This window comes from Taibaiella koreensis (assembly GCF_003545715.1).
GTDB lineage: Bacteria > Bacteroidota > Bacteroidia > Chitinophagales > Chitinophagaceae > Taibaiella > Taibaiella koreensis.
Window position 1 is genome coordinate 30,282 of the sequence record NZ_QVNU01000005.1, and the last position, 24,768, is coordinate 55,049.

The following is a 24,768-nucleotide window of genomic DNA, read 5'->3' on the forward strand; positions in this document are numbered from 1 at the left end:
TAAGGCCGGTCCTGGTCAACAACCGTGGACCGGCCTCGTATCTTTATATTATTCAAAAATAGTCCCGTAACTTTAGGAGGCCTAAACCAAGACCAATGACCGTTGCGCTCAAAAGCCGCGAAGGCGCCTGGATCATGACCGCCGCCATTATGGCTTCTGCCATGGCCTTTATCGATGGTACCGCGCTCAACGTGGTGCTTCCCTCCCTGCAAAGCGGTCTCCACGCTACCGGTACCGATATTTTCTGGATACTGAACGCCTACCTGCTTATGCTCGCATCGCTTATCCTGGTGGGCGGATCGCTGGGCGATAAGCTGGGCCGCAAGAAGGTTTTTATGTATGGCATAGCCATATTTGTTGCCGGTTCGGCCCTCTGCGGCTTTGCCGGCAGCGTATTCCAGCTCATCCTGTTCCGGTTGCTGCAGGGGCTGGGCGGCGCCTTCATGATCCCGGGCAGCCTGTCGCTGATCTCCTCATCGATACATGAACAGGAAAGAGGAAAGGCCATCGGTACCTGGTCTTCGGTAACCACGGCAGTTACCCTGGGCGGACCTATTTTAGGCGGAGCCCTGGGCGATGCGGGGCTCTGGCGCTATATCTTTTTCATCAACCTGCCTATCGGCGCCGCGGCACTGCTGATCTTATGGAAAAATGTAACAGAGGTCAGGTCAACAGATGAGGACAAGGCTATCGACATAGCCGGCGCCATAGCGATAGCGTCGGGCATGGCATTCCTCACCTTCGGGTTTCTGCGTATGCCCGCTTTGGGGCTAGCGCACCCACAGGTATACCTGAGCCTGGTTGCGGGTATCCTCCTTTTTATTACGTTTATCTTTATCGAGAAAAAAAGCCGGCATGCGATGATGCCGCTAAAGCTTTTTGCAAACCGGGTCTTTAGCGGCGTCAACCTCCTTACCTTCTTCCTTTATGCAGGCCTGGGCGCCGGTATGCTGTTCCTGGGACTTAACCTGGTGCAGGTGCAGGGCTACAGTCAACTGCAATCGGGGCTTACCTTTTTACCTTTTACCTTGCTGATGATCCTGCTGGCACGGTTTTCCGGCAATCTTGCCGACAAATACGGCTCCCGCCCCTTCCTGATCGCCGGTCCCGCCATTGCAGGCACCGGCTTGTTGCTGCTTTCCTTTGTGGGGCAAACCGCAGGTGTAAAGGATTATTGGACCAGCTTTTTCCCGGGTATATTCGTGTTCGGCTTGGGTATGGCGCTTACAGTGGCGCCGCTTACGGCCACCGTCATGGGATCGGTAAGCGATGCCTATTCCGGTGTGGCGTCCGGTGTCAACAACGCCCTCACGCGCATCTCCAATGTCTTTGCCAATGCGGTCTTCGGGGCCATGGCCGTCCTCCTCTTCAACCATGCGCTGGCCCGTCAGCTGCCGCCCGACGCCTTCAGTAAGGCCGAGCGGGTGGCAATCCTGGCACAAGCAGCCAACCTTGGCGATGCCCGGGCCCCTGCTATCCTTTCCGTGCAACAGCAAGCCATCGTACGACAATATTATCACCAATCCTTCATTGCAGTCTATTCCCGCATCCTGCTCATCTCGGCGCTGGTATGCTATGCCGGCGTATTGTGCGTCATACTGCTTATACGGAAAGTGCCCGTAAAAGATAATAAAAGCACCTTACCCTGATGATGGGCTGCGGCCGGAAAAATTTTATCTGCGCTTAACAATCGGTTGGGTTGGCTTCCACCAGGTTCGTATTACTTTTGTGGCGTTCTTCATTGGCTGCCATGACCTTCAACTACAGATTTCAAGCTTGTATCCTGCACCTGAAACAGGTTTCAGCGCTGCTGGCATACCTTTCTGTATTTGTGATACAGCTGTCCGGCATCTTGTTTTCGGGAACAGACAACAATAGCCAGGCTTCTTTTGCCTGCTGGCAAAAAAGCGAAGCCAGCAAAATGGGAAAAGCTTTGGTCCTTAGCCGGCACGATGGCGGAGCAAGTCCACACAAATGTGTTTTCCGACCGAACAAACGTTTTCAGCCAGAATGCATGACGCTTCCCGGACGGCAATACACGATTTCCCCTGAAGCAATTGTATATACTGAGCCTGCCAGGATAGGCCATCCTACGACCTACCTGCTCTTCAATGTGGTGCTGGCACATACGATGCGTGGTCCACCGGTTGTTGCCTGATCCGGACAATAATCATTTTCATTTCTTTTTCCTAAAAACCCCTTATGCACGCTTCCCCTGCATGGAAGTGCTGTATGGTAGCCGGCATCGGATTGCTGCTGTGGAGCAGGGCCTCCGCACAAAGCATCTCAAGCCTGCAGGATCTTGTGCGGGCCGCCCGGAGCAACCGGCCTGCCCTGCTGCAAAAGCAAGCGGTCATAAACCGCATGCAGGCTGCCGTTACCGATGCCCGGCATACAGCACTCCCTTCGATAAAAATACAGGACCAGGTTTCGCTGGCTACGGCCAATAGCGAACCCGGGACCTATTTCCCTACCGGCGCGATCTCGACCTCGGGCGCCATACGCGCCGGCAACAATTACGAGGCCGCTTCCGGCAATATCGCTATGCTTTACGGCGAGTACGAGCTCGCCAATTTCGGGCTCAATAAGGCCAGGACCAGTAATGCGCAGGCCGGGGTACAACTTGCCGGCGCCGACCTGCTGCGCGAACGCTACCTCCTGACCCTGCAAACGGCACGCACTTATTTTAGCCTGCTTAAAGCCTATCAGCAACAGACCATAGAGCAGGACAATGTCGCACGCTATGATACCTTGCTAACGATCATCAGGGCGCAGGCCAGGGCCGGCCTCCGGGCAGGATCGGACACGGCCCAGATGCGGACGGAGCTTTCCAAAGCAAGAATAACCCGCAACGACCGTAGCGGCGATATTGCGCAGCTCAGACAAGAACTGTCGTACCTGACCGGGATACAGCCCGAAAGCCTCTATATCGATACCAGCCTTGAGCGATACGGCACGCAGCAAAATGCCGGGACCATATACGGAACACCCGACGTTGAAACGCATCCGCTGCTTGACTACTTCCGGAAAGAACAGGCTTCCCTGCTGAGCCGGGAGCGCCTGATCCGGAGGAGTTATGTACCCCGACTCCTGCTGGTCGGCGGACTATGGGGGCGAGGCAGCAGCATTGATGCACACGATACCTACGGTACGCTTACTTCGGGACTTGTGTACAACCGCCTTAATTATGGTGTGGGCCTGGCCCTGACTTATAACCTGACCGATATCATTCACCGCCGCGATAAGCTGGCGATCAACCATTATCAATGGCTGGAGGGAGATTACGCGCTCCAGGAACAACAATTGCAACTCCAGACCACGCAGGCCAAAGCAGAAGCAGCTATATCGGTGATCGACCGGAATATAGCGGAAATACCGGTACAGCTGGAATCGGCCGGCGCATTGTACCAGCAGAAACTCGCACAGTACCGTGCCGGCATCAGCAACCTGGTGGACCTTACCAACGCAGCCTATTTGTTGCGGCAGGTGCAAACCGACAAGATACAGATACTCACCGACTGGTTCCTCGCCCGGCTGGACCGGGCGGCCGCAGCCGGCAATCTCGATCCCTTTATCCAATCCTTAAAATAAGAACATGGTACGTACCGCATTAAAAAGACCGGTTACTGTACTGGTGCTTTTCTCAGGCTTGCTGCTTTTTGCGTTGATGGCCTTAAAGACAATCCCTATAGACATTTTCCCTAAGCTGAACCTGCCAACGATCTATGTGATCGAATCGTATGGCGGCATGTCGCCGCAACAGATGGAAGGATTCTTTGCCACAAGGCTGCAGGACCAGTTCCTGTATGTAAACGGCATAAAGAATATAGAAAGCAAAAATGTGCAGGGGCTTACGCTCATCAAGCTCTCCTTTTACGAAAGCACCAATATGGCGGAAGCCTCGGCCCAGGTAGCGTTGCAGGTAAACAGGGCTTCCAAATTCTTCCCACCCGGCGCGCTGCCGCCGCAGGTGATCCGCTTCGATGCTTCTTCCCTGCCCGTAGGCCAGCTGGTATTCAGCAGCAAAACCAGATCGCTGAAAGAGATCTATGATCTGGCGGCGACACGCATCAGGCCTTTGTTTGCTACGGTACAGGGCTTATCGGCCCCACCGCCCTTTGGCGCCAATTCACGCTCTGTAGTCGTGAGCGTGGACCCGGCAAAGCTGCGCCAGTTCAATGTTTCGCCCGACCAGGTGGTTGAAGCTATATCAAAGAACAACACCATGACCCCTTCCGGTAATCTCCGGTCAGGTAACCTGATGTATGTGACCATCGTCAATTCCCTGGAAGAAAGGGTGAAGGACTTTGAGGACATACCTATAGCTACCAATGGCCAGGCGACAGTCTTCGTACGTGATGTAGCCGTGGTAGCCGATGGCGCCGACGTTACCGTAGACTATGCACTAGTGAACGGTAAACGCTCGGTATATATCCCTGTGGTCAAAACTGCCGATGCTTCCACCTGGGGCGTGGTACAGGCGCTCAAGGCCAAACTGCCGGAGATGAGCAGCCTGCTTCCCGACGATGTACAAGTCAGCTATGCCTTTGACCAGTCGGTATTCGTGATCAATGCCGTAAAGAGCCTAGCGACGGAAGGTCTGCTGGGCGCTGTGCTCACCGGGCTTATGGTGCTGCTCTTCCTGAAAGACTGGCGCAGCAGCCTTATCGTGATCATTACGATCCCGGTATCGGTGCTCAGCGCTTTGCTGTTCCTGAACCTCTTCGGACAAACGATCAATATCATGACACTCAGCGGCCTGGCACTGGCTATAGGCGTATTGGTCGACCAGGCTACGGTAACGATCGAAAATATTCATCAGCACCTTGAAATGGGCAAACCCAAACGGCAGGCCATACTGGATGCCTGCTCCGAAATATCTTTCCCCCTGCTGTTGATCCTGCTATGCATCCTTGCCGTATTTGCACCTTCTTTCGTCATGAACGGAGTGCCGGGCGCCATGTTCCTGCCTTTGTCGCTGTCCATCGGCTTTGCTATGATCCTGTCGTTTGTCGCCGCGCAAACCCTTGTTCCCGTGATCGCCAACTGGCTGCTGAAGGAAGAATTGTTCCGGAGCCATGCCCACGCCGGACTGGCGCTGGATAAAGAAGAGTATGCAGAGATCGACCGGCACAGGGAAAAGGACCAGGAAAAGCAACCGGACAAAAAGCTGTTTCCACGCCTGAAAGAAGGGCTTATTGAAGGGCTTAGCCGCCGGATGCGCCGGCGCAGACCGATCGTGATGCTGTACCTGCTGGGCATGACAGCAATAGCAGCTCTTTGCTTCATCTTTATCGGGAAAGATCTGCTGCCGAAGACCAACGACGGACAGCTGCAGCTGCGCATCCGCGAGCCTGATGGCACCCGGCTGGAGCAAACGGAACGGACGACCAAAGGAATCTTGTCGCTCATCGACAGCATCAGTGGAGGACGGGTCGCCATCAGTTCGGCTTATGTGGGTATCATTCCCAGCAGCTACGGTACCAGCAATCTCTACATCTTCAACAGCGGCACCCACGAGGCCCTCGTGCAGGTAAACCTTGACGAAGGGTATAAGCCGGACCCAGATGCTTTCAAAGACCGCTTGCGCCGGAGCATACGGGAACATTATCCCGGGGTCGGCATTTCCTTCGAGCCCGTAGCGCTTACCGAAAAGATCATGGCGCAGGGCGCTGCTACGCCCATTGAGATCAGGGTCGCCGGTAAACAGTTTGAAGCGCTGAAAGACTATGCAGAAAGGCTTGCCGGCAGCTTAAAAAAGGTTCCTTTCCTGCGTGATGTCCAGATCGCCCAGCCCCTTCATTTTCCGACGCTAAAGATACAGGTAGACCGTTTCCGGCTGGCCCAGATGGGTTTAAGCCTGAACGAGGTGGCCCGCAGCATTACCGATGCTACCTCTTCCAGCCGCTTTACTGAGAAAGTCCAGTGGCTCGATAGTAAGGTCGCCTATACCTACCAGGTGCAGGTGCAGGTACCCGAATACCTGATGAGCTCGGTGCAGCAATTGCAGTCCATTCCCCTCGTCAAAGGACAGGACCGGCCGGTATTGTCGGATGTAGCACAGATCATGACAGACACTTTGCCCGGTGAATATGATCGTTCAGGTCCAAGGCGCTTTCTTACAGTAAGCGCCAATATTTACAAGAAAGATCTTGGAGCGGCGACCGAAGCCGTACAAAAGGCGATCGACAAGATGGGGGCCCCATCCAAAGGGCTGGTTACCGAGATAAAGGGCATGTCTTCCTTGCTGAACGAGACCCTGGAGGCACTACAAAAAGGACTGTTGGTCGCCATTGTTGTAATACTATTACTGCTGGCAGCCAATTATCAATCCTTCGCTGTAGCCTTTTCCGTATTGGCTACCGTACCCGCGGTGCTGGCGGGAGCAATGCTCCTGCTATTGCTTACAGGAGCTACGCTCAATCTCCAATCCTATATGGGCATTATCATGGCAGTGGGGGTATCGGTAGCCAATGCGATCCTGATCGTGACCAATGCGGAGTCGCTTCGCCTCGAATATAAAGATCCCTTCAAAGCGGCTGCCGTTGCAGCGGGAATACGTCTTCGTCCCATATTGATGACGAGCCTGGCTATGACAGCCGGTATGATACCCATGGCCAGCGGCATGGGTGAGTCGGGCGATCAGAGCGCGCCTCTTGGCCGCGCCGTGATCGGAGGATTGGTAGCATCTACTTTCGCCGCATTGCTTATTGTACCGCTGGTTTATGGATGGGTAAGGCAAAAAGCTTCCTTCCAACCGGTATCGCTGTTACCCGAAAATGATAATTTAAAATGACACTGAAAATGAAATCATATTTCACCGGCGCATTGGCCCCAGGCCTGTTGCTGTTTGCAGCCTGCTCGGGCCCGCAACAAAAGCCTGTATCCCATAAAGCAAAACAGGAGCATTATTCCCTGGCTACGGTGCACAAAGGTGGTCTGGCGGCCAGCCTCAGGCTCCCGGCACAGTTGGCCGCCTACCAGGAAGTCAATATTTTCCCGAAAGTGAACGGCTATGTAAAGAAAGTGTATGTCGATATCGGCAGCCATGTGCGCACCGGAGACCTGCTGATGACGCTGGAAGCCCCGGAGCTGGCTCAGTCCGCAGCCCAGGCCCGTGAAAAATATGCAAAGGCTGCGGCCGAGCTGGCTATAGACAAAGAACATTACCAGCGCCTGCTCGAGGCTTCGGGCACGCCCGGCGCCATATCACCGCTGGATCTTTCGACGCTCAAAGCCAAAATGGATGCGGATAATGCTGTGTGTCACGCGGAGCAAGCCAGTTGGCAGATGCAGCAGACTATGCAAGGCTATCTTGAAGTGAGGGCTCCCTTCAATGGTGTAATTACCGACCGGAACATTCATCCCGGCGTGCTGGTGAGCGCTGCTGAAAAAGGGGTACCCATGCTGGAGCTAAAGCAGACCGATGTGCTGCGCCTGCAGGTAGAAGTGCCGGAAACACAAGCGGCTACCCTGAAACAAAACGATACCGTATCCTTTTCGCTCGGCTCTTTTCCCGGCAAAACCATGACCGGCATCATCAGCCGCAGATCGGATAATGTCGATACCCGGTACCGGAATGAGCGGATAGAGATCGATGTGCCCAATAAAGAAGGTAGGATGAGCCCCGGCATGTATGCCGATGTAACCCTCAATACAGCCGGCGATACCGACGGGCTGATCGTTCCCCGGACAGCCGTAGTAAGCACAACGGAGGGAAAGTATGTGCTCAGATCGGTGGCTAACCACATCAGCAGGATAAATGTGATCGCCGGCAGCGTTTCGGGCAACCTGGTGCAGGTATACGGTGCACTGCAGGAAGGCGACCAGGTGATCGCCCCGGCCAATGAAGATATTGTACCGTCGGCGCCTTAGCCGGTCAACGGAACAAACACAAGGAGCACTACGGAAAGTGCTCACAGCAGAAAGGGAATCCGGCAGATCCGGATTCCCTTTTTTTATGCTACCCGGTATCTTCAGTGTTCTTTCCAGAAGATCTTAAGCTCACTTTGCTTCGTGCCTAGACCGAGCCGGGATTCTTCACCTTGCAAACATTGACAGATACTTCCGGGTTACAGGGGAAAAGGCTGTCGACGGGCTTTACAACACAGTTCGCAGGAATAGGAAAGGTGGGCATATGCACTTTACAAAGCGTGTCTACCAAGCTGCAACCATTGGAACCGCAGCCCAATCCCGTGTCCGCTCCTCCCCTTACCTGCATCCTTTCAATGCCGCTCAGGCTCATAATTTCATTTTTACCAAGAGACAATCTTTTCTTCAATACGATCTTCGTTTTTTTCATGATCTGACAATTTATTTTTTTGATTTCTCCCCTGTCTTTCATCCGCCTTGGGGCGATTGTTCGGCGTGCTTGCCCTGAGCTGCTATTGTTTTATAGCGAAGGCATCATTTACGGTGCAAGTATCCACTCTTTTTAGTCATCGGCATAGTACCAATAAGCCGGTAAGCATTTTCAGCTAATAAGTGCACAGGATTGACGGATCGGATTACATCACCGGTAAGCATAGGTAAAAACACATTGCATTTTATATGCATTTTCTCTATTATTGCCTTATAAAGTCGATTTCCATGGCGCTGCAGCGGCTTCTTTTAGCGATTATCTTATTTACCGGCAACCCGCTATCGGCGCGCCAGCCGCTCCTGCGCCACTATACTCTTGCAGACGGTCTTCCCAGCAATGTGATCTATGACGTGTACCAGGACAGCAAGGGCTTTATATGGTTCTGCACCGACCAGGGGATCAGCCGGTTTGACGGCAATACCTTTCGCAATTATTCCATCAGGGACGGGCTCCCCGATACGGAAATATTCAGGATAAGGGAAGATGATCAACATCGTTATTGGCTCATCTGCTTTAACAACAAAGCCTGCTACCTTAGGAACGGTAAAGTCTACAACGGGACCAATGACACTCTTTGCCGGAGAATAGAGGAAGCCGATATCCGGTACGACGACTTGTTTGCCATGCCCTCCGGCTATGCCCTGGCAGGTAAGCGAATGGCGCTGCTCCATCCACCCGGGATAACTGTCCGTAGCTTAACCGGCGATGAACGCCCCTGTCGCGTATACTATTTTCGTGAAGGATATAATGAGTATTTGGTAAAATACACCTATTTATACCATCTCAATTCCGGCCGCAGGTTTCAGATATCAAGATCCCTCCTGGAAGAGTGCTTCTATGATGGTTCTTACCTTTTTCTTTATACAAATCGGGCGGAGCACTTCTTCCTGGAGCAGTGGCAGGTAAGTGATAGCGGCGCCAGGTTATTGAAAAAAACGGCGGCGCCATCGCGGATACACCAGATCAGTCCATTCCGGCCCGGCCAACTGTTGTGCTGTACAGACAAAGGCGTATTTCTTTATTCGATATCATCCGGACGTTTCGCCAGGGATGAGGCATTCTCGGATGATGCTCATTTCAACCGGGCCCTGAAAGACAGGGAAGGCAATTTATGGGTGACTACACTGGACAATGGCGTTTACTTTAAACCCAAAACGGATGCGACGCTTATCGATCAACGCTCCGGCCTGCACAGGAAAAATATTCTTACCTTAACGCAGGCCAGTTCCGGAGGACTTATCGCAGGCGACGATCGTGGCAATGTTACCCGGATCGACCGGCAGGGCATACATCGATTGTTCGTCGAAGAAAAAGATTTTACCAATCGTATTCTCTTCCTTAATGACCAGGGCCGGAACAGGCTGGTGATAGGCTGCGATGCGGGACTGTTTAGCCTTGACCGGCACAGCAGCAGGCGCCGGTGCCTTTACCGCAATACGTTCAAGGCCGGCTTGCTTAACGGAGACCAATTTTTTGCCGGTTTTTCAGGAGGATTGCTGGCCTGCAATATCGAAACGGGCACTGCAGCCCTGCTAACGCAACAAAGGGTCACGGCAATGGCGATGGACAATACAGGTGTGTTATGCCTGGGAGGAACCAGCGGGCTTTCGCTTTATAAAGAAGGGATGCTGCAGCCATACCGTTTTAACCACTTGCTCCGGCAAAGCCGTATCACCTGTATGACACGAAATGAGCAGGGGCATTTATTTGCAGGTACCAGTAATAACGGCTTGTTCCTTATACGGAATCCGGAAGGACCTCCTGTGCAATTGCATCGAGCCGGTAAAGGAGATAATGTTTTCTGCAAAAAATTATTCACGGCAAAGGACAACCAGGTATGGTTATGTACCGAAGAAGGCCTGTACCGCCTGCTGCCCGGTCTGAAGGGAGATTATACAGCCCGGCCTGTTTCTTTACCAGGTGCGATCACAGGCAACAAGATCAATGATTTTATAGAAGTGGGCGGAAAACTTTACCTGGCTACAGCCGAAGGCATTGTTGTATATAATAGCCTGGATACTACCGGAGAAAAGCCCCCGGCGCTGTACATCGAGACCGTCAACGACAGCGTGCTTTCAGATAGCCGCCCAACAGTCATGACCTTTCCCTATAAGAAACAAAACACACAAATATCCTATACCGCTATTCATTTCGCAGGCAAGCCCGTTATATTGTACAAATACCTGTTACTGGGAGGAGCGGAGGACACTGTATATACCACCGCAAGAACGATCAATTTTAATACATTAAGTCCGGGTACCTATACCCTGTTGCTTTGGGCACGTAGCACCAATAGCGCCTGGTCGTTTAAACCCGCATCGCTTACTCTGCACATACAGCCGCCCTGGTGGCGGCATCCCTTATTCCTGCTGACAACAGGATTATTGATCGCCGGAGGAATCGCATGGGCTTATCGTGCCCATCTCCGAAGCACAAGCAAAAAGGCCGTTGCGGCAGCGCATAACCGGCAACAGCTGGCTGAGCTCGAGATGAAAGCGATAAAGGCCCAGATCAATCCCCATTTCATTTTTAATGCCCTTAATGCGATCCAATCTTACTACAGCCAGCACAGCGAACGGGAAGCCAACCATTACATGACCGCATTTGCACGGTTCATACGGCTTACCCTGGAGAATTCCCAGTCGCACTGGCTGCCGCTCAGTGAAGAGCTCGCGATGCTGCGTATCTATATCGAGCTGGAGCAAATGCGGTTTAAGCATATGTTTACTTACAGGATTGAAATGGAGCCGGGCATTCAGCCCGAAGGCATACAAATTCCGGCCATGCTGTTGCAGCCTTACGTTGAAAATGCGATCAATCATGGTTTACGGCTATTGCAAACGTGTAAGGGCTTATTATCGATCCGGTTTATGTTACAGGAAGAGGCATTGGTTTGCAGTATAGAAGACAACGGCGTGGGTATAAGCTATGCTTCGGGTACCAGGACCCGTGGGCATAATTCTTTTGGAATGCGCATGAACAGCCAGCGCATCGATGCTATGAACCGGATGTATGATCTATCCATAAAAGTGACCGTCAATGAGCCACAGCCTTCCGCCCATCCGGAAGGTACACTGGTTGCTCTTTACATACCCCTTTTTAATCATAAAAACAATGCTGACAACCTTAATTATCGATGACGAAGAAAACAGCAGGATCACCCTTAGGAATTTCGTGGCACGCTACTGTCCCGGGGTAACGATCGTTGCCGATGTTCCTTCTGTTGCCGCGGCGCTGCCTGCTATTGAGCAACATGTGCCCCAACTGGTATTGCTGGATATCGATATGCCCATCGAAAACGGTTTTACCCTTTTTGAGCGGATACCAAAGCCCGGTTTTCATACCGTATTCGTAACCGCTTACGATACTTATGCGCTGCAGGCGATTAAACAGCATGCTTTCGATTACCTGCTGAAGCCGGTTAATATTGATGAGCTGATCCATACGGTGAACAGGGTCCGGCTACTTTGTGAACAACAGGTGAAAGCCCAACGTTACGACAAATTGCTGTCATCGCTGCAGCCCCCGGCAACCAGGTCCAGGATCGGATTACCTACCGCGCAGGGATATGAGTACGTTCCCGTTGCCGATATTATCCGGTGCGAAGCCGAAGGCTGCTATACGATCTTTTACTTTGTGACGGGTAAAAAGATGATCGTATGCCGCACGCTGGGCTTTTTTGAAGGTATTTTAAACGAATACAACTTCCAGAGGATACATCACAGACATTTGATCAATATCGAACACGTGCAACAGTACGAGCGTGGACGCGGCGGTACTGTAACTATGAGCGATAAACAACAGATCCCGGTATCGCAACGTAAGCGGGACGATTTTTTGAATGCGCTCAAATCTATGTAGTTTGTAGGCCCACTCTCCGGCGGTGGCCATTCCGGAACGCGTAGCAAACCAGCCGGGGACGACAGCGCTCCGGGTATGACACAGGGTAAGGTCATCCTCCTTCCGTTGCCATGCGGTAATGGGTTACTATTTCCCCTGGTACCATCATTTCATCTGCCGGATTCAGCGTCAGCAATCCTTTCGTTAAGCCATACCAACACTATCAGTGAATGTGAATAAGGAGCAATAATACCAGGTATTTCCAGGTTGAAAGGGAGGAAGGAATAGGAAAAGGATCTGAAAAAGCGGTGATACAAAAAAGGCTCAGGCCACGTAGATGTACGCAGCCAAATACAGGATTTCCCCTCTTGTTTCCAGCCTCTTCCATTGCTATTTTTATCATCAGATTTGAAAGTCATTATCAGCTCTGGAGATGCCGCACTAATGCGTCCATGGCTTATGTAAACGTTTCCCCTAAATTGGTATACCATCATGACAGAAGAACAAAAAGATGCCATCAAGGATAAGTATAAAACATCCCTGCAAAAGACATCCAGCCTCAACACCTGGCTTTTGGTCATCAACCTGACCCTTGTCGTCACTTTTTTCCAGCAAGAACTGCAGTTAGGAAAAAGTAAAAAAGAAGTCGATATCAATACAGCCATCCTTCATCAACCCTGGGACAGCCTGAAAGTGCTTTATGATCTGACAAATGGACCGCTGGAAACCTACCTCGAAAAGAAAGCGGTACCCCGGTACCAGCAATGTCTTGCAACCAGCCTGGAGAGTATGCGCCTTAAAGCTTCCCTGCCCGGTAGCGCTGCTAATAAAACGCTCGATGCGACAATAGGGCTCATTTCCTATAGCGTCAGGGTATTGGCAAGCTATAATGCAGATCTGCGTAACGTAGCCTATGCACAAAAAGCGGGAAAAAGTTTCGAATCGCTCGACCGCCGGTCCTTAAAAGCCCTTGTGCACACCTTTTCATTCGGGAAAGGGATCAACCTGGATAGCTTCGACAGAGGGATAGGAAAAGCCGATTCTGCAGCCCTGTTGCTGCTTTTCCTGGACAAGCAACGCCAGGCTGAAGGGAAAGGCACTTATTCGGCAGAATTCCGCCAGACGCTTTCCTTTTCCGACAGTGCTGCTTCTTTCCGGGACTTTAGTAGTGAAATGCTATTACGCGATATGCGGACATTCGGGGACGACCGAATCGGCGAATCAGGCCTGAATGCCCTGAGCCATTACCTGGACAGCGCAACCTTTGAAAACCTGGGGTCAGTACAAAGCAGGCTCAATACGGCAAAGGAAAAATTGGCCGAGATAGAAGCCGGCCAGTTTTTTGAGCTTCCGCTGGTGAAAATTCAGATCTCGCTGCTACAGTTCATCATCTTCGGCGGCATGATCAATCTGGTTATCCTTTTAAACCTTTTCGCCATGCTAAAACAATGTCGTCATTTCTGGCAGCAATACCAATCAGGGGTAGACCCGGCGGAAATTGAGCCGTTGCGTTCGGTTTACTTCTATGGCTGGACATTCGGCATAAAGCATGCGACGCTATTTTCGGTATTGTATGCCTTGTTCCTTTCTTTTGTCTCTATTGCCAGCCTGATTTTCGCATTGGCAATGCTGAACATCACCAGGCTGAACTGGCCGGTCGCACTACTGTTTGCGATAATCAACTTGCTGCTCGCTTTTTACTGTGCACGAAGATACCGGCAAATTCCGCTTAACAAAGGGAATGTCCCTCTACGGCCTTCTGCCAGCTGATGCACTCTGCTAATGTCGATGCTTTATGATGGCCAAATCAAAAAAGAGGTTGTCTCAAAAGGCCTCAAGCCTGTCACATTGAGCGCAGTCAAAATGTAAACAGGCTTGAGAAATAATTTTTGTCGTATTTCGACTGCGTTCAATAGGACAAAAATTATCCCTTTTGTGACAGCCTCCAAAAAACACATTATATATGATTATTGCCTGATCACCTTAAGCCTCCGGCTTATGCTGCCCTCCCGGTATATCAGCAGGTACAGGCCGGGTGACAAGCCTTTCATAGAAAAGAGGGTGCGGCCATCGCCGCTGACGTTCCGGCGATCGATAAGCCTGCTGCTGGCATCCATCAGTAGGAGCATGCCTCCATTCCGGCTGCCGGTCAGCGTTACGGCCAGCTCATCGCTTACCGGATTGGGAGCCGTTGTAATCAGGAGCTGCCCGTTGCTCATACGTACCTGCACCACTTTGCTGTAAAAGCTACGGCCATCATTATTCCTGACCTTTATCCGGTAATAGTTGAGTCCGGCTATGGGTTCCTCATCTGTAAAATGATAGCTGCTGCCGGCCGCACCCTGCGCAGCGATACTACCTATAGCAGAGAACTGTCTGCCATCGGCGCTGCGTTCTATCGTAAACATATCTCCCCGCGCCTCCATAGTGGTATGCCAGTCAATACGGTTGACGACCCCAAGATTGATCGCTGTCACGTCGCCCAGCCGCACCGGCAGCGGGCTACCGTTCAGGTTGGTATGCGCAAAAAAGCCGGAAAAGCTATTGGTATGGAAGGTCACTTCCCAATAATTGCCGGTAGTATGGTGCACGATAGCCGAAGGAACAATCACCTCAGCACCTGTAGTATTGTATCCCTGGGGACCAGTACCGGCACCTGGGGTATGGTAAGCAGTGATCTGGAGATTTTCACCTGCCGGACCTATTGCAGGGAACAAGCTGTTTCCTATTGCCGCAACCGTGGTATTATAATGGTCGAATTCGGCATCTTTAAAATAAAGTGTTACCATACCACCGGCATTGTTGCCTGCCGTGATATCATAATAACGCCCCACATAAGGCTGACCACCTTGTATCATCGTCGAATCCAACACGCCTACCTTTACCGTAACAGCACCAAGACTATCATTGGTCGTCTGAATACCGGCAATGAGCTCGCAGCTATTGCTGATATAGGCCACCGATACGCCAGGGCCCTGGATATCGGCCTTCGTTATGCTGCCCGTAGCGATGCTTGCAGGTGAGGCAGCGCCGGAGAGTGTAAGCGGGCCCCAATAGTTGGAAGCACAACTGCCTGCAATCTGTATACTATCGTAAACAGCCGGCGTCAGCCCCGATAGGGTAAGCCCGCCTGCATCCGGAACAGCAACAGCCGTGGACCATATACCATTCCGCCGGAAATTAATCTGAGCTGTGCCGGGGTTAAATGTTCCCATCAGCCGGACGGAGCCACCCGAACCTGCACAACCTGGTGTTGTCAGCACGTTTAGTCCTGTAATAACTGCCGGAGGCAATACACCCGGCATCGTTATCGTCGTTATCGTATCGGAAGGGCAAAGCTGCGGGCTTACGACATAAATCTGATCATAATTCCCCGTGGGTAAGCCGGTGATCCTGATCTGCTGGTTGCCATCGGGCAGGCGGCTGCCCTGCAATGTTCCATTATACCATATCTCATAAGAAGCACCGTTGACAAAGCCTGTAGACGAGACCGAGATAGCGCCATTAGGCGTGGCACAACCGCTATTGGTATCGCTGACAACTACATTGATCAGCGGCCTTTCGATCTCCGGTATAATAACCGGACCGGCGGCCATACCGGTGCAACTGTCGAGCGAAACGGCTATCCCGCTGTAGAAACCGGGAGAAAGGTTGTTGAGGACAATATGCCCCAGGGTATCGGCAGGCATCGCCACGGAAACATTTTGCAGGTTGTCTTTTGTATATGCAACATTATAGGCAAGACCGGAGATCAGGCCTTCGAGGGTTATGGTGCCATCGTTGACGCCGCAGGCAGATGGACCTGTATGACTGACATTTGATATAGCGACCGGATAATGGAACCCGTAAGTGCCCAGGAGCTTGTTACAGCTTGCCGGAGCGTCCGTTGCTCCGATCCAGACATCAAATGAATCGGGAGCGGTCAGGTTGGTAAAGCTACCGGCCGTCTGCCAGCTTGCGGGCAGTTGCCCGGAACCGCCGGGGCTAAGACCAAAGACGAAGTCCTGGCGTGTATACCGGATGCTGAGCTCGTCAATGGCAAACCGTAAAGCGTCGCCGCCGGTAAAGGCCGAGAACAGGTGCTTCCATTGAGATTTGTTGGCTGCGGCAAATGCCGGCGGCAGCTGGATGTGGTTAAAAATAATATTGCCGTTATAGCTTAGCGTCAGCTTGCTGTCCTCATCAATGATGATGCTGACGGGCTTATCGGTCTGTACCTTCCAAGACATATCGGAGCTATAGGCCAGCACGCCGGTGGAAGCAGGCCCCATCTGTGTATTGGCCGTGTACCCATAGGTAAGATAGATACCGGCAGTGTTCCCGTTTTCTGTACCATTGTTGGCCGCGTCGAATACCAGCCGCAGTCTGGAGCCGGCGCCATTGGTAATAGAAGAAGTAAAGCCCGCATCATCTCCGAAACTCCAGGCGATACCATCGGCGCCACCGGTACCGAAGTTATTGATGGGCTGGTCGGCCGTGAGCAGGAAGCTCAGCGCAATCGTTTTCGGATTAGCAGTACCAAAGCCGGCGATGGTCATACCCCCCTTTTGCGAAGTTGCCGAAGGGGTGATCACGGCACGGCCGTCCGCTACCAGGGCCCCGCCCTGCAAGGTAGTACCTACAGGTAATGCAGTTGTACCGAAGCTTTGCTGCCAGGTATCGACCTGCACGCTGGCGCCCTGTGGGTCGCCGACAACGAGCATATTTCCCGTACCTGAGCAATTGGTCACTACACCTACATTTGCGGAAAAACCATAGAACACGTTTACGGTGGCGGTATCTGCATCCTGACTGCAAGCCGAAGCACGGGCCAGCAACAGGTATTTCAGGTTGCCCGCGGTTGCAGGTGTGAACACAAATGTCGCAGCGCTTTGCCAGGGGACAATCACATTACCCGCGGTATCATTCAATTGATAGAGCATAGCGCCTGCAGAAGGTGCATTACCGACCGTCACAGTTACCGGCGTGCCGGTGCTGCAGCTTATGGCGGGGCTGACCATTGCGGTGGGCCTGAAGGAAGCGACAGGAGCAACCTGTACCGATGCCGTATCCTGGCAACCGTTGGCGTCTGTTCCGGTAACGATATATACCGATGGCATTGCCGGGGTGGCCAGTATGGTAGCACCGGTGTCGGTATTCAATCCTGTAGCCGGGGCCCAACTATAGCCGCTTGCGCCGGATGCCGTAATCGTTGCAGCAGCGCCTGTGCAATAAATCATGCTGGCGCCATTCACAGTAACATTGGGTCTCGGATTTACGGTCATTATAACGGGGGTCGAGCTACCCGTATTGCTTCCGCAGGACAATAGCGCCCGGTACCAGGTAGTCGTACCCGGCATGGCCTGATAGTAAGGATTGGTTGCGTTATTGATATTCTGCCAGCCGTTAGTTCCGTTTGCAGAAGACTGCCACTGGTAGCTCATTCCGGAAAAGGCGGTATAGTTATTTTGCAGGCTAAGCTGGCTGGCATTGCCTTCGCATATTGTACCGCTTGCCGCCAGGGTAGCTCCGGGTGCAGGCGTGCCGGAGCAGGGCTGCTGTACAAAATCGAACTGTATGTTATTGGCGCTGCTCAGCAAGCCCGAGGCTGCGGGTGGCGATGCAGGGCTGGGATCGATGCCATCGCTCCGGAAGTATATAGCACGGTTCTGCAGCGTGCTTGTTGTACGCCAGAAGTTGTTGTTGCTGGTGAAGTTGGGCGTATTTTCATCTACTGCTACAATGAGATTGCCGGTACCGTTCCAGGAAAAAGGCGCCGTCAGCGCTATTTCCATCCAATTACCATTTGCCGGGAAGCTAACCGTTCCGCTGAAGACCTGAGTCAGGTTACCTACAGCCTCCCAATCCGTATTGCTTACAAACTGTGTCTTTGACGAATGACCTATATAAACGGTCCAATCCGAGCTATTGGTAACTGCTGGTCCGCTTTCCAGGTAGAAACGGACCTTTTGGATATTAGCGCCGGCGATAGCTCCTGCGGCATTGAGATCCGGTACCGTATAGATCTGTTGAGAATAAGAATAGCCGTAACGCGTGGTCAACGGAATATTGGCGCTTGAGGTAGTGCCATTGCCCACTTGTGCCGTGACCGTTTGTGCGTGACCAGCCAGGGTATTTGTCAGAAAAGCAAAAGTGATTCCCAGCTTCAGCAAAGAAAATTGCCGCAGCCTGAAGTAGCGTAGATTCATGGAGATATATTTTAAGCATGGTGGCGAGGCACCTCCAGGCAGGCCAACAGGTCTGCCGGTTTTATTGGTCGGCCGCAAAAATGGGAATTTTATCCCGGCAATGCAATAAGTCTACCTGCCTGATTTATGCATAGCCTCTTATAGGATAAAAGCAATTTGTCCTTTGATCGCATTTCTGCTTTTAACGATGGGCCATAAAAGGTGCTGATACCCTTATCAATGTTAACCGTATGATCATCAGGATGATTCCCGTTAACTTCGCTTTCCAAAAATGCGCCGTTATACTATTTTCCTGTTTATCCTGCTGCTTTGCTCCGGCTTGAAGGCGTCGGCCCAATCCGAATGGCGGTTCCTTACAGAAAAGGAAGGCATAAAGGTCTATTCGAAAGCGGTACCCGGATCCAAAATAAAGGCGCTCAAGGTCGAATGTGTCCTCTATGCAACGGCTTCTGCTTTGGTTACTTTATTGCTCGACATACCCGCTACGGTACAATGGGTATCGCATACAAAGTCCTGTGTATTGCTGCGGCAGGTCTCCCCTGCCGAGCTCTACTATTATTCGGAGGTAAATCTGCCCTGGCCGCTTGAGAACAGGGACTTTGTGGCTCATGTAAAAGTATCGCAGGACAAGATCAGCAAGGAGGTTTCGGTAAACGCGCCCGCAATACCCGGCTGGGTCGGTCCTAAAAAGGGGATCGTCAGGGTGAGCCAATCCATTGGACTCTGGACCATTTCGCCCCTGGATAAAAACCGGATAAAGGTCTCGTATAGTCTGCAGGTCGATCCTGGCGGCGTTATCCCGGCATGGGCGGTTAATGCACTTTCTTCCCAGGGCCCTATCGATAGTTTTATCAAGATGAAGCAAAAACTTCAGCTACCGGTCTATAAAAACGCCGCGCTTGATTTCATCCAGAATTAAAAGCAAGATGAGGCGCTGCTGTATTTGTGGGGCGTGCAGACTATTTGAATTTTTTCTTTACGTTTTCCGGTAGTTTAGCCCACCACTGATTCAGCCTGCTTTGAGCAGTCTTTATCGTACAGAAGTATAGCTTATTGCCTTCTAAATAGTACTGAACTCTGCATCCGATCTGATTATAATTAAAAGGACTTCCGGGTTCTATATTCAAGCTACTCAATAGTTCCCGGATGCTTAATGCGCTTGATAATTGGATTGTATAATGTGGGGCCAAATCTTCATCATACAACTTTTCTTCTACCCCGATGATCTCAGGATAGCGGTTATGAAACACCCTTAAAGCCTCCTTTATTTGTGCGTTGAAATCAAAACCGGGTTCAAGCGTATGCTCATCTTCGATAGTAAGCTTTATCTCAAGATGATTTAAAATATCTGGTAGTAGGCTGTTAACAGGATTTCCTTGGATATGGTACCGGTTCAAAGCATTAACAATAGGCCAAATGACCTTATCGTCCTTTTCCTCTTTTAATATTTCAAAAAAACGGGGAATATCGGAAGGCCAGGGATTCCTCATTAATAATCCTACAATAGTATAGACATAATCTTTCTCGTTCAGTAATCCGAGCAAGGCCGATCTGGCTTTAGTATCGACAAATCGTTCTACAAATCTTCCGGCAATTTTCCGTTGAATACCTATCAGGTGCAGTGTGTAAAGAGCACCTACCTTTCCTTGTCTTTTGGTTGTTGTCTTGAAAAAATGTACCAGGGCCGAAATTGCGCCATCGCCCCTGCAGGCAATTGAAAACATATCGTTGGTATAACCGATCCAATATCCCTTACCTGTTTCAATAAATTTCCAATCGTCATTTAACCGGCCTATTAATTCATTCAAAGGGGTAATGCTGTCAATTTTCATTTCAATACCACCTCCCTCAACCGGTAAAATGTTCGTTGTCCCCGTCGGAGCGCGATCAACGATCTGAGCATCCGGGCGCAGACTTACCATCAGTATTACGAACAAGCAAGCAAGGCGTTTTTGCATAAGCGGTATTCATAAAAAAAGGTTTTCTTAGCTTCTTTCAGGCAGACGCTTTATAAGCAAGTATTCCATAATGTCCAATAGGATAAACGGGCAATTCATGGTCATAATATTAAATAAAGTGAGCCCGTACATCCAGGAGAGGACCTTCCCAGAACTCACATGGTCAATGGGCTCCACTTAGGTGCATGGTACCATTTATACTTTACATTATCGATCTTCCAGACGCCGGCTTCTTTCAACAGCACGAAAAGATATTCGGCATGAAAGGCATTGGCGGTTTCAAAATGAACTTCTGCCCTGTTTGGCGATTTTAAAGTCGTCTTCCCGTTCGTCTCTTCATTGATCCCGTCATAACGGGTGGGCCGGCCGTAGCTATTGGCCTGACCGCCATAAACCCTCTTTTTGCCGGTAGCATATTCCAGGAAGACCGGTTGATACAGTTTCCGGTATTCTTCGAAATAATCTTTGAGCCCTCTGCTGTCCGCTTGGGCCAGCTCAAAGATCCGGTTCTCAATTTCGTTCATCGCAATCGCATAGGCCCTGGCGATAGCAACCAAATGGTGCTCCAGGCTTATCCTTTCTTCCATAAATTTAATTTTAAGTAACCATCCAGATATGAGGAAACAAAGCTTTGTATTTCTACAAATACTACCTATCACGCTTCACTTTACCTGTCTTTTTATTTGGTCTCAATATCTTTTTCTTTTTTGCTCCGCCAAAAAAGAAAGAAAAAAGGCGGCAAAAAAACAATGCTCCGCTGTTTTTTTGTGGCCAACGCACCCGGGCTTAAAAACAGATAGCAACTTTAATGCAGCATTACCAGGCATATTACTATAGATCAACATTTTAATAACTAACAATTTAATCTTATTGGTTAGCGTGCACTTATTCTTTCCTTACTTAAAGGTAATGCAAAGCCCGCAGCACCAGACAGAGATAAAGGAAAAGAATATACCCGGGAAGACTCTTTCCCCGGTGCTTTCTTAAATTTCATGTCCATTTTAACTTAAGTTAAAAATTGGCGCCGTAGTCATTCCGAATTTTGGCCCTTTTCCCCTTGGAAAGCCGCTACGATATATAATTTTGCCTCTAAAACCAACCGGCATGGATAATAAAAATGAAATACTGACGCAATACCTGCAACGTTTTGCCGCCTTATCGGATAAGGATATTGCCGAAAGCCTGAGCTTCTGGAAACCGCGAAAGATTGCAAAAGGCGATTTCTTCAATATGCAAAGTATGGTGTGCACCGATCTGGGGCTGGTTGTAAAAGGCATCTTCCGCATCTTTTACAGCGACCCTGCGACCCAGGAGGAAAAAAATCTATTCTTCTTTTCAGAGAACCAGTTCGTCGTTTCCTTCAGAAGTTTCATCTCGCAAAATCCCTGCTGGTACTATATTGAAGCCCTGGAAGATTCGGAAATCATCCAGATCGCTCACCGGGATCTTAATAGTCTGTATGAGCGGAATCCGAATTGGGGAAAGTTTGGCAGAGTGCTGGCAGAAACATTTTTTGCCTATGCACAATCACGGGCAGAAGCATTTCTGTTTTTCTCTCATGAGAAAAGATTTCTCAAGCTAATGGAAGAACATCCCAATATAATAGAACGTATTCCGGCGTATCATATTTCTTCCTTCCTCGGTATTACCAATCCCTCTCTGAGCCGCATCAGGAAACGATTAAAGAATAACCAGGCCTGAACATCACGGTATATCGCGCCCCGCGTTTACCGGACGCTTTAAGCCCCGACTACGTTGACGGTCTTAGACAATCTGAAAGCGGACAGCAAAAAGTAAAACGCTCCGAAAGCAGCGTATCCTGCAAGCGTTGTAATACCTTGATCCGGCGCGTGCGCCATTGCGATAAAGGCGCCACCTGCCAGCATGGACTGTCCTCCGCTAATGATCATGGGCCATTGACCGCCCAGCTGCCTGCGTCGGCGCAAGCCTAAGATGAGTTGTATAAGCCCGGTTACTATGGCCCAGGCGCCGAAGACGATCAGGGTCTGCGGGATACCTTTTTGCAGGGCCAGTATAATACCAGCAGTAGTAAAGACACTGATGGCCGCATTGACATACTGCGGCGTCCTGCTGATCGTGGTGGGGTTGGACCGGATATCAAAATAGGTTGCAAGGGCGTCCCATGCCGGGTAAATAATAAACAGCGCCGTTGCTATAGCGGCATTGGTTTTGGCGAAAGCCGCTACCAGTATGATCCAAACGATGGAAAAACCGGCACGCAAAAAATACAATCTCCGTAATGATCTGGCTGTGGCAACAACCTGGCTGGATACGCTGAAAGCGGATGAATTCATTGAAGTCATGATACGATGTTTTAATTCCGGATCAAAGGTCGCTGCTGTGCCGCTGCTATTTTTTCACTTAAGTTAATCTGGCTATCTTTTTATGAGCGTCGAAGCGGGGCAAAAATTTCCGGCATCTTAGCCAGCCCCTTCATGGTTCGACGCCGCTCACCATGACACAGCCGGCAGCAACCATAATTGTTTACAATAATATAATAAAAGGGCGCCACACCAAATTCTACTTTTGCCCGGAATTCAGGGGACCGATATGGGGGCAATCTTTAATGAGCAAGCAGCGGCTACACTTTTGTCTGAAGGCAATATTGACGCTTTCGACTTCTATTATCATAATTACCATCAGTCCGTTTATGCCAATATCATAAAGATTGTGCAGGTACCGCAATCGGCCGAAGACATTCTACAGGATGTCTTTCTCGCATTCTGGGAGAACAGGAACAAATTTACAGGACAGGCATCTGTTGCGGGCTGGCTCTTTGTGGTAAGCTATAATAAGTCGCTCTCCTTTCTGAAAAAAAAGCTGAAAGAATCCACCATTCTGCTGGAAGATGCTTCCGTAGTCGACAGGCTTATGGAAGCACCTGTTGTTGATGAAGACTTTTACCAGAAACAGCTGGAAATACTGGAACGCGCTGTGAGCACACTCCCCGAACGGAAACAGAAAGTATTCCGTCTTTGCCGTTTTGAGGGAAAATCAGTAGAGGAAGCAGCAAACATTTTAGGAATATCCTCCAGCTCTGTAAGAGACTATTTAAAACAATCATCCCGGCTTTTAAGGCAGTATGTGCAAAAGGAACATGCCTCAGAACTGGCGCTGCTAGGCCTTTTGGTTGTCTCATTATCCCTATAGCACATCCGGAAATTCATATAAGGCCCGGCGGAATTCCTTTCAGCCAGACCTTTAGTAATAATTTGGTAACACCCAAAACCATCCCCATTTTATCCCCCCGGAGTATTTAGTCTATACCAGCTATGGACAACTACAAATTACTATTAGAGAAATTCTGGCGTGGCGACGCATCAGAGACGGAAAAATTGCAGCTCTATAAAACGATCCTTAAAGATGAAGAAGCGATAAGAGCCGCTTTGCAGCAGGAATTGATATCGGAAAAGAAGGAGCTGTTGTCGCCGGAAATATCGCTAAGCATTCTGGAATCACTACACCGGGAAATTGGCGCGCGGGCATCCCACTCAATAGAGCGGCCGCGGAAGTCACTGAGCTTGTTTAAATGGGCTGCAGCCTTGCTGGTAATGGGCCTGGCTTCGTTTATAGGATGGACGTTGTATACCACAAAGAATGACGGCAAGCAAAATGCCGGCAGCACCACCACATATGCTATCATGGACAATAACGGGAAGGATATTAAGCTTGTTGTACTGGACGATGGCACCGCGGTCGAGCTCTATCCGGAAAGTGCCATCCGCCTGAAGCAACCATTCAACCGGCAAAGCACGAGAAGCATACGATTGACGGGAAAAGCGAGTTTTAAGGTGAAGCATGACGCTACCCGGCCTTTCGAAGTAATTGCAAACAATATAAAGACCACAGATATAGGGACCGAATTCTATATCGATGCTCCCGATCTGAACACGTTTAAAGTCGCGCTGAAAGAAGGAAGCATCCGCGTAGCGGCCATGCCCAACAGCAGCATCAGGATGGAAGAGACGACACTGGAGCCGGGAGATGAAATGCATTGGGACCTGACCAGTAAAAAAATGATCCTGACACAGACGGCCCGGCAGAAAAAAGCGGAAACGCCAGATCACAATGTCGCTACACCTCCTGCTATGAGGGAGAGGCTGGTATTTGACAAAACGCCACTGGATAAAGTTTTTGCAAAGCTTGCATCCCAGGCATCGGCGCCTATCAGGTACAATGCAGCAGAGATCAAAGAATTGACTTTTACGGGAACAATAGAACCATCCGATGATATAGGGACGGCACTCGATATTATCTGTAACCTGAACGGGCTCCACTACCAAAAAAAGAAACAGGCTTTCATCGTAGCTAAAGATAAATAACCACGAATATCTAATCCATTTTTATAATCGCTTGCAAAAGCGAACAGGGCATCTTTTGCCCCAAACAAAGCAGGTAC

Annotated in this window: 17 protein-coding genes; 12 read left to right on the forward strand and 5 right to left on the reverse strand. The window is 50.5% G+C overall.

Translation table 11 applies throughout. The features are described from left to right. The first annotated feature begins 95 nt into the window (after positions 1-95). From DZK30_RS16575 to DZK30_RS16595, 5 genes are all read left to right on the forward strand, one after another. Complete coding sequence (locus tag DZK30_RS16575; RefSeq protein ID WP_118975293.1) at positions 96-1,649, forward strand: MFS transporter; 1,554 nt, start codon at positions 96-98, stop codon at positions 1,647-1,649. A 182-nt stretch (positions 1,650-1,831) separates the two neighbouring features. Then, positions 1,832-2,158 carry a hypothetical protein gene (locus DZK30_RS16580; RefSeq protein ID WP_162903162.1) on the forward strand — a complete coding sequence of 109 codons (327 nt, stop codon included), beginning with the start codon at positions 1,832-1,834 and terminating at the stop codon, positions 2,156-2,158. 44 nt (positions 2,159-2,202) lie between these two features. Then, complete coding sequence (locus DZK30_RS16585) at positions 2,203-3,591, forward strand: TolC family protein (RefSeq protein WP_118975295.1); 1,389 nt, start codon at positions 2,203-2,205, stop codon at positions 3,589-3,591. Positions 3,592-3,595: 4 nt separating this feature from the next. Next, positions 3,596-6,796 (forward strand): efflux RND transporter permease subunit, encoded by a 3,201-nt coding sequence (locus DZK30_RS16590; protein ID WP_118975296.1) that lies wholly within the window; start codon positions 3,596-3,598, stop codon positions 6,794-6,796. Positions 6,797-6,804: 8 nt separating this feature from the next. Continuing rightward, entirely contained in the window at positions 6,805-7,875 is a 1,071-nt protein-coding gene (locus DZK30_RS16595) for an efflux RND transporter periplasmic adaptor subunit (RefSeq protein WP_162903163.1), read from the forward strand. A gap of 145 nt (positions 7,876-8,020) precedes the next feature. Here DZK30_RS16595 and DZK30_RS16600 read toward each other — a convergent pair whose 3' ends face one another. Further along, positions 8,021-8,302, reverse strand: a complete 282-nt coding sequence (locus DZK30_RS16600) for a hypothetical protein (protein WP_118975298.1) — start codon at positions 8,300-8,302, stop codon at positions 8,021-8,023. Positions 8,303-8,550: 248 nt separating this feature from the next. On the opposite strand from DZK30_RS16600, the gene DZK30_RS16605 reads away from it, so the two are divergent. The 3 genes from DZK30_RS16605 to DZK30_RS16620 all read left to right on the forward strand — a co-directional run bounded on the left by DZK30_RS16605 (position 8,551) and on the right by DZK30_RS16620 (position 13,972). Further along, entirely contained in the window at positions 8,551-11,502 is a 2,952-nt protein-coding gene (locus tag DZK30_RS16605; RefSeq protein ID WP_118975299.1) for a sensor histidine kinase, read from the forward strand. Then, a complete protein-coding gene (locus tag DZK30_RS16610; RefSeq protein WP_162903164.1) occupies positions 11,477-12,223 on the forward strand; it encodes a LytR/AlgR family response regulator transcription factor in 747 nt (248 codons plus the stop codon). Before DZK30_RS16605 ends, DZK30_RS16610 begins: the two co-directional genes overlap by 26 nt. Positions 12,224-12,694: 471 nt before the next feature. Beyond that, entirely contained in the window at positions 12,695-13,972 is a 1,278-nt protein-coding gene (locus DZK30_RS16620) for a hypothetical protein (protein WP_118975302.1), read from the forward strand. Between the two features lie 197 nt (positions 13,973-14,169). On the opposite strand, the gene DZK30_RS16625 is transcribed toward DZK30_RS16620, so the two are convergent. Then, positions 14,170-18,390: a hypothetical protein gene (locus DZK30_RS16625; RefSeq protein WP_162903165.1), complete on the reverse strand. Its 4,221-nt coding sequence runs from the start codon at positions 18,388-18,390 to the stop codon at positions 14,170-14,172. 271 nt (positions 18,391-18,661) lie between these two features. Here DZK30_RS16625 and DZK30_RS16630 point away from each other — a divergent pair, with 271 nt between their 5' ends. Next, positions 18,662-19,309, forward strand: a complete 648-nt coding sequence (locus DZK30_RS16630; RefSeq protein WP_118975304.1) for an START domain-containing protein — start codon at positions 18,662-18,664, stop codon at positions 19,307-19,309. Positions 19,310-19,349: 40 nt separating this feature from the next. On the opposite strand, the gene DZK30_RS16635 is transcribed toward DZK30_RS16630, so the two are convergent. Both DZK30_RS16635 and DZK30_RS16640 read right to left on the reverse strand, forming a co-directional pair. Further along, positions 19,350-20,348, reverse strand: a complete 999-nt coding sequence (locus DZK30_RS16635; RefSeq protein ID WP_118975305.1) for a hypothetical protein — start codon at positions 20,346-20,348, stop codon at positions 19,350-19,352. Positions 20,349-20,503: 155 nt separating this feature from the next. Then, positions 20,504-20,935, reverse strand: a complete 432-nt coding sequence (locus DZK30_RS16640) for an NTF2 fold immunity protein (protein ID WP_118975306.1) — start codon at positions 20,933-20,935, stop codon at positions 20,504-20,506. A gap of 517 nt (positions 20,936-21,452) precedes the next feature. Between DZK30_RS16640 and DZK30_RS16645 the strand changes: the two genes are divergently transcribed. Continuing rightward, positions 21,453-22,049, forward strand: coding sequence for a Crp/Fnr family transcriptional regulator (locus tag DZK30_RS16645; RefSeq protein WP_118975307.1), 597 nt, complete (start codon positions 21,453-21,455; stop codon positions 22,047-22,049). A 38-nt stretch (positions 22,050-22,087) separates the two neighbouring features. On the opposite strand, the gene DZK30_RS16650 is transcribed toward DZK30_RS16645, so the two are convergent. Beyond that, a complete protein-coding gene (locus tag DZK30_RS16650; RefSeq protein ID WP_118975308.1) occupies positions 22,088-22,672 on the reverse strand; it encodes a DUF308 domain-containing protein in 585 nt (194 codons plus the stop codon). A 247-nt stretch (positions 22,673-22,919) separates the two neighbouring features. Between DZK30_RS16650 and DZK30_RS16655 the strand changes: the two genes are divergently transcribed. After that, positions 22,920-23,519: an RNA polymerase sigma factor gene (locus tag DZK30_RS16655; RefSeq protein ID WP_118975309.1), complete on the forward strand. Its 600-nt coding sequence runs from the start codon at positions 22,920-22,922 to the stop codon at positions 23,517-23,519. 122 nt (positions 23,520-23,641) lie between these two features. Beyond that, positions 23,642-24,691: a FecR family protein gene (locus DZK30_RS16660; RefSeq protein ID WP_118975310.1), complete on the forward strand. Its 1,050-nt coding sequence runs from the start codon at positions 23,642-23,644 to the stop codon at positions 24,689-24,691. Positions 24,692-24,768: the final 77 nt, after the last annotated feature.

What these genes read in the sequence shown, in the direction of transcription:
- DZK30_RS16575 (WP_118975293.1), top strand. Translation starts at nt 96, where the DNA reads ATGACCGTTGCGCTCAAAAGCCGCGAAGGCGCCTGGATCATGACCGCC.
- DZK30_RS16585 (WP_118975295.1), top strand. Translation starts at nt 2,203, where the DNA reads ATGCACGCTTCCCCTGCATGGAAGTGCTGTATGGTAGCCGGCATCGGA.
- DZK30_RS16590 (WP_118975296.1), top strand. Translation starts at nt 3,596, where the DNA reads ATGGTACGTACCGCATTAAAAAGACCGGTTACTGTACTGGTGCTTTTC.
- DZK30_RS16595 (WP_162903163.1), top strand. Translation starts at nt 6,805, where the DNA reads ATGAAATCATATTTCACCGGCGCATTGGCCCCAGGCCTGTTGCTGTTT.
- DZK30_RS16600 (WP_118975298.1), bottom strand. Translation starts at nt 8,302, where the DNA reads ATGAAAAAAACGAAGATCGTATTGAAGAAAAGATTGTCTCTTGGTAAA.
- DZK30_RS16605 (WP_118975299.1), top strand. Translation starts at nt 8,551, where the DNA reads ATGCATTTTCTCTATTATTGCCTTATAAAGTCGATTTCCATGGCGCTG.
- DZK30_RS16610 (WP_162903164.1), top strand. Translation starts at nt 11,477, where the DNA reads ATGCTGACAACCTTAATTATCGATGACGAAGAAAACAGCAGGATCACC.
- DZK30_RS16620 (WP_118975302.1), top strand. Translation starts at nt 12,695, where the DNA reads ATGACAGAAGAACAAAAAGATGCCATCAAGGATAAGTATAAAACATCC.
- DZK30_RS16625 (WP_162903165.1), bottom strand. Translation starts at nt 18,390, where the DNA reads ATGAATCTACGCTACTTCAGGCTGCGGCAATTTTCTTTGCTGAAGCTG.
- DZK30_RS16630 (WP_118975304.1), top strand. Translation starts at nt 18,662, where the DNA reads ATGCGCCGTTATACTATTTTCCTGTTTATCCTGCTGCTTTGCTCCGGC.
- DZK30_RS16635 (WP_118975305.1), bottom strand. Translation starts at nt 20,348, where the DNA reads ATGCAAAAACGCCTTGCTTGCTTGTTCGTAATACTGATGGTAAGTCTG.
- DZK30_RS16640 (WP_118975306.1), bottom strand. Translation starts at nt 20,935, where the DNA reads ATGGAAGAAAGGATAAGCCTGGAGCACCATTTGGTTGCTATCGCCAGG.
- DZK30_RS16645 (WP_118975307.1), top strand. Translation starts at nt 21,453, where the DNA reads ATGGATAATAAAAATGAAATACTGACGCAATACCTGCAACGTTTTGCC.
- DZK30_RS16650 (WP_118975308.1), bottom strand. Translation starts at nt 22,672, where the DNA reads ATGACTTCAATGAATTCATCCGCTTTCAGCGTATCCAGCCAGGTTGTT.
- DZK30_RS16655 (WP_118975309.1), top strand. Translation starts at nt 22,920, where the DNA reads ATGGGGGCAATCTTTAATGAGCAAGCAGCGGCTACACTTTTGTCTGAA.
- DZK30_RS16660 (WP_118975310.1), top strand. Translation starts at nt 23,642, where the DNA reads ATGGACAACTACAAATTACTATTAGAGAAATTCTGGCGTGGCGACGCA.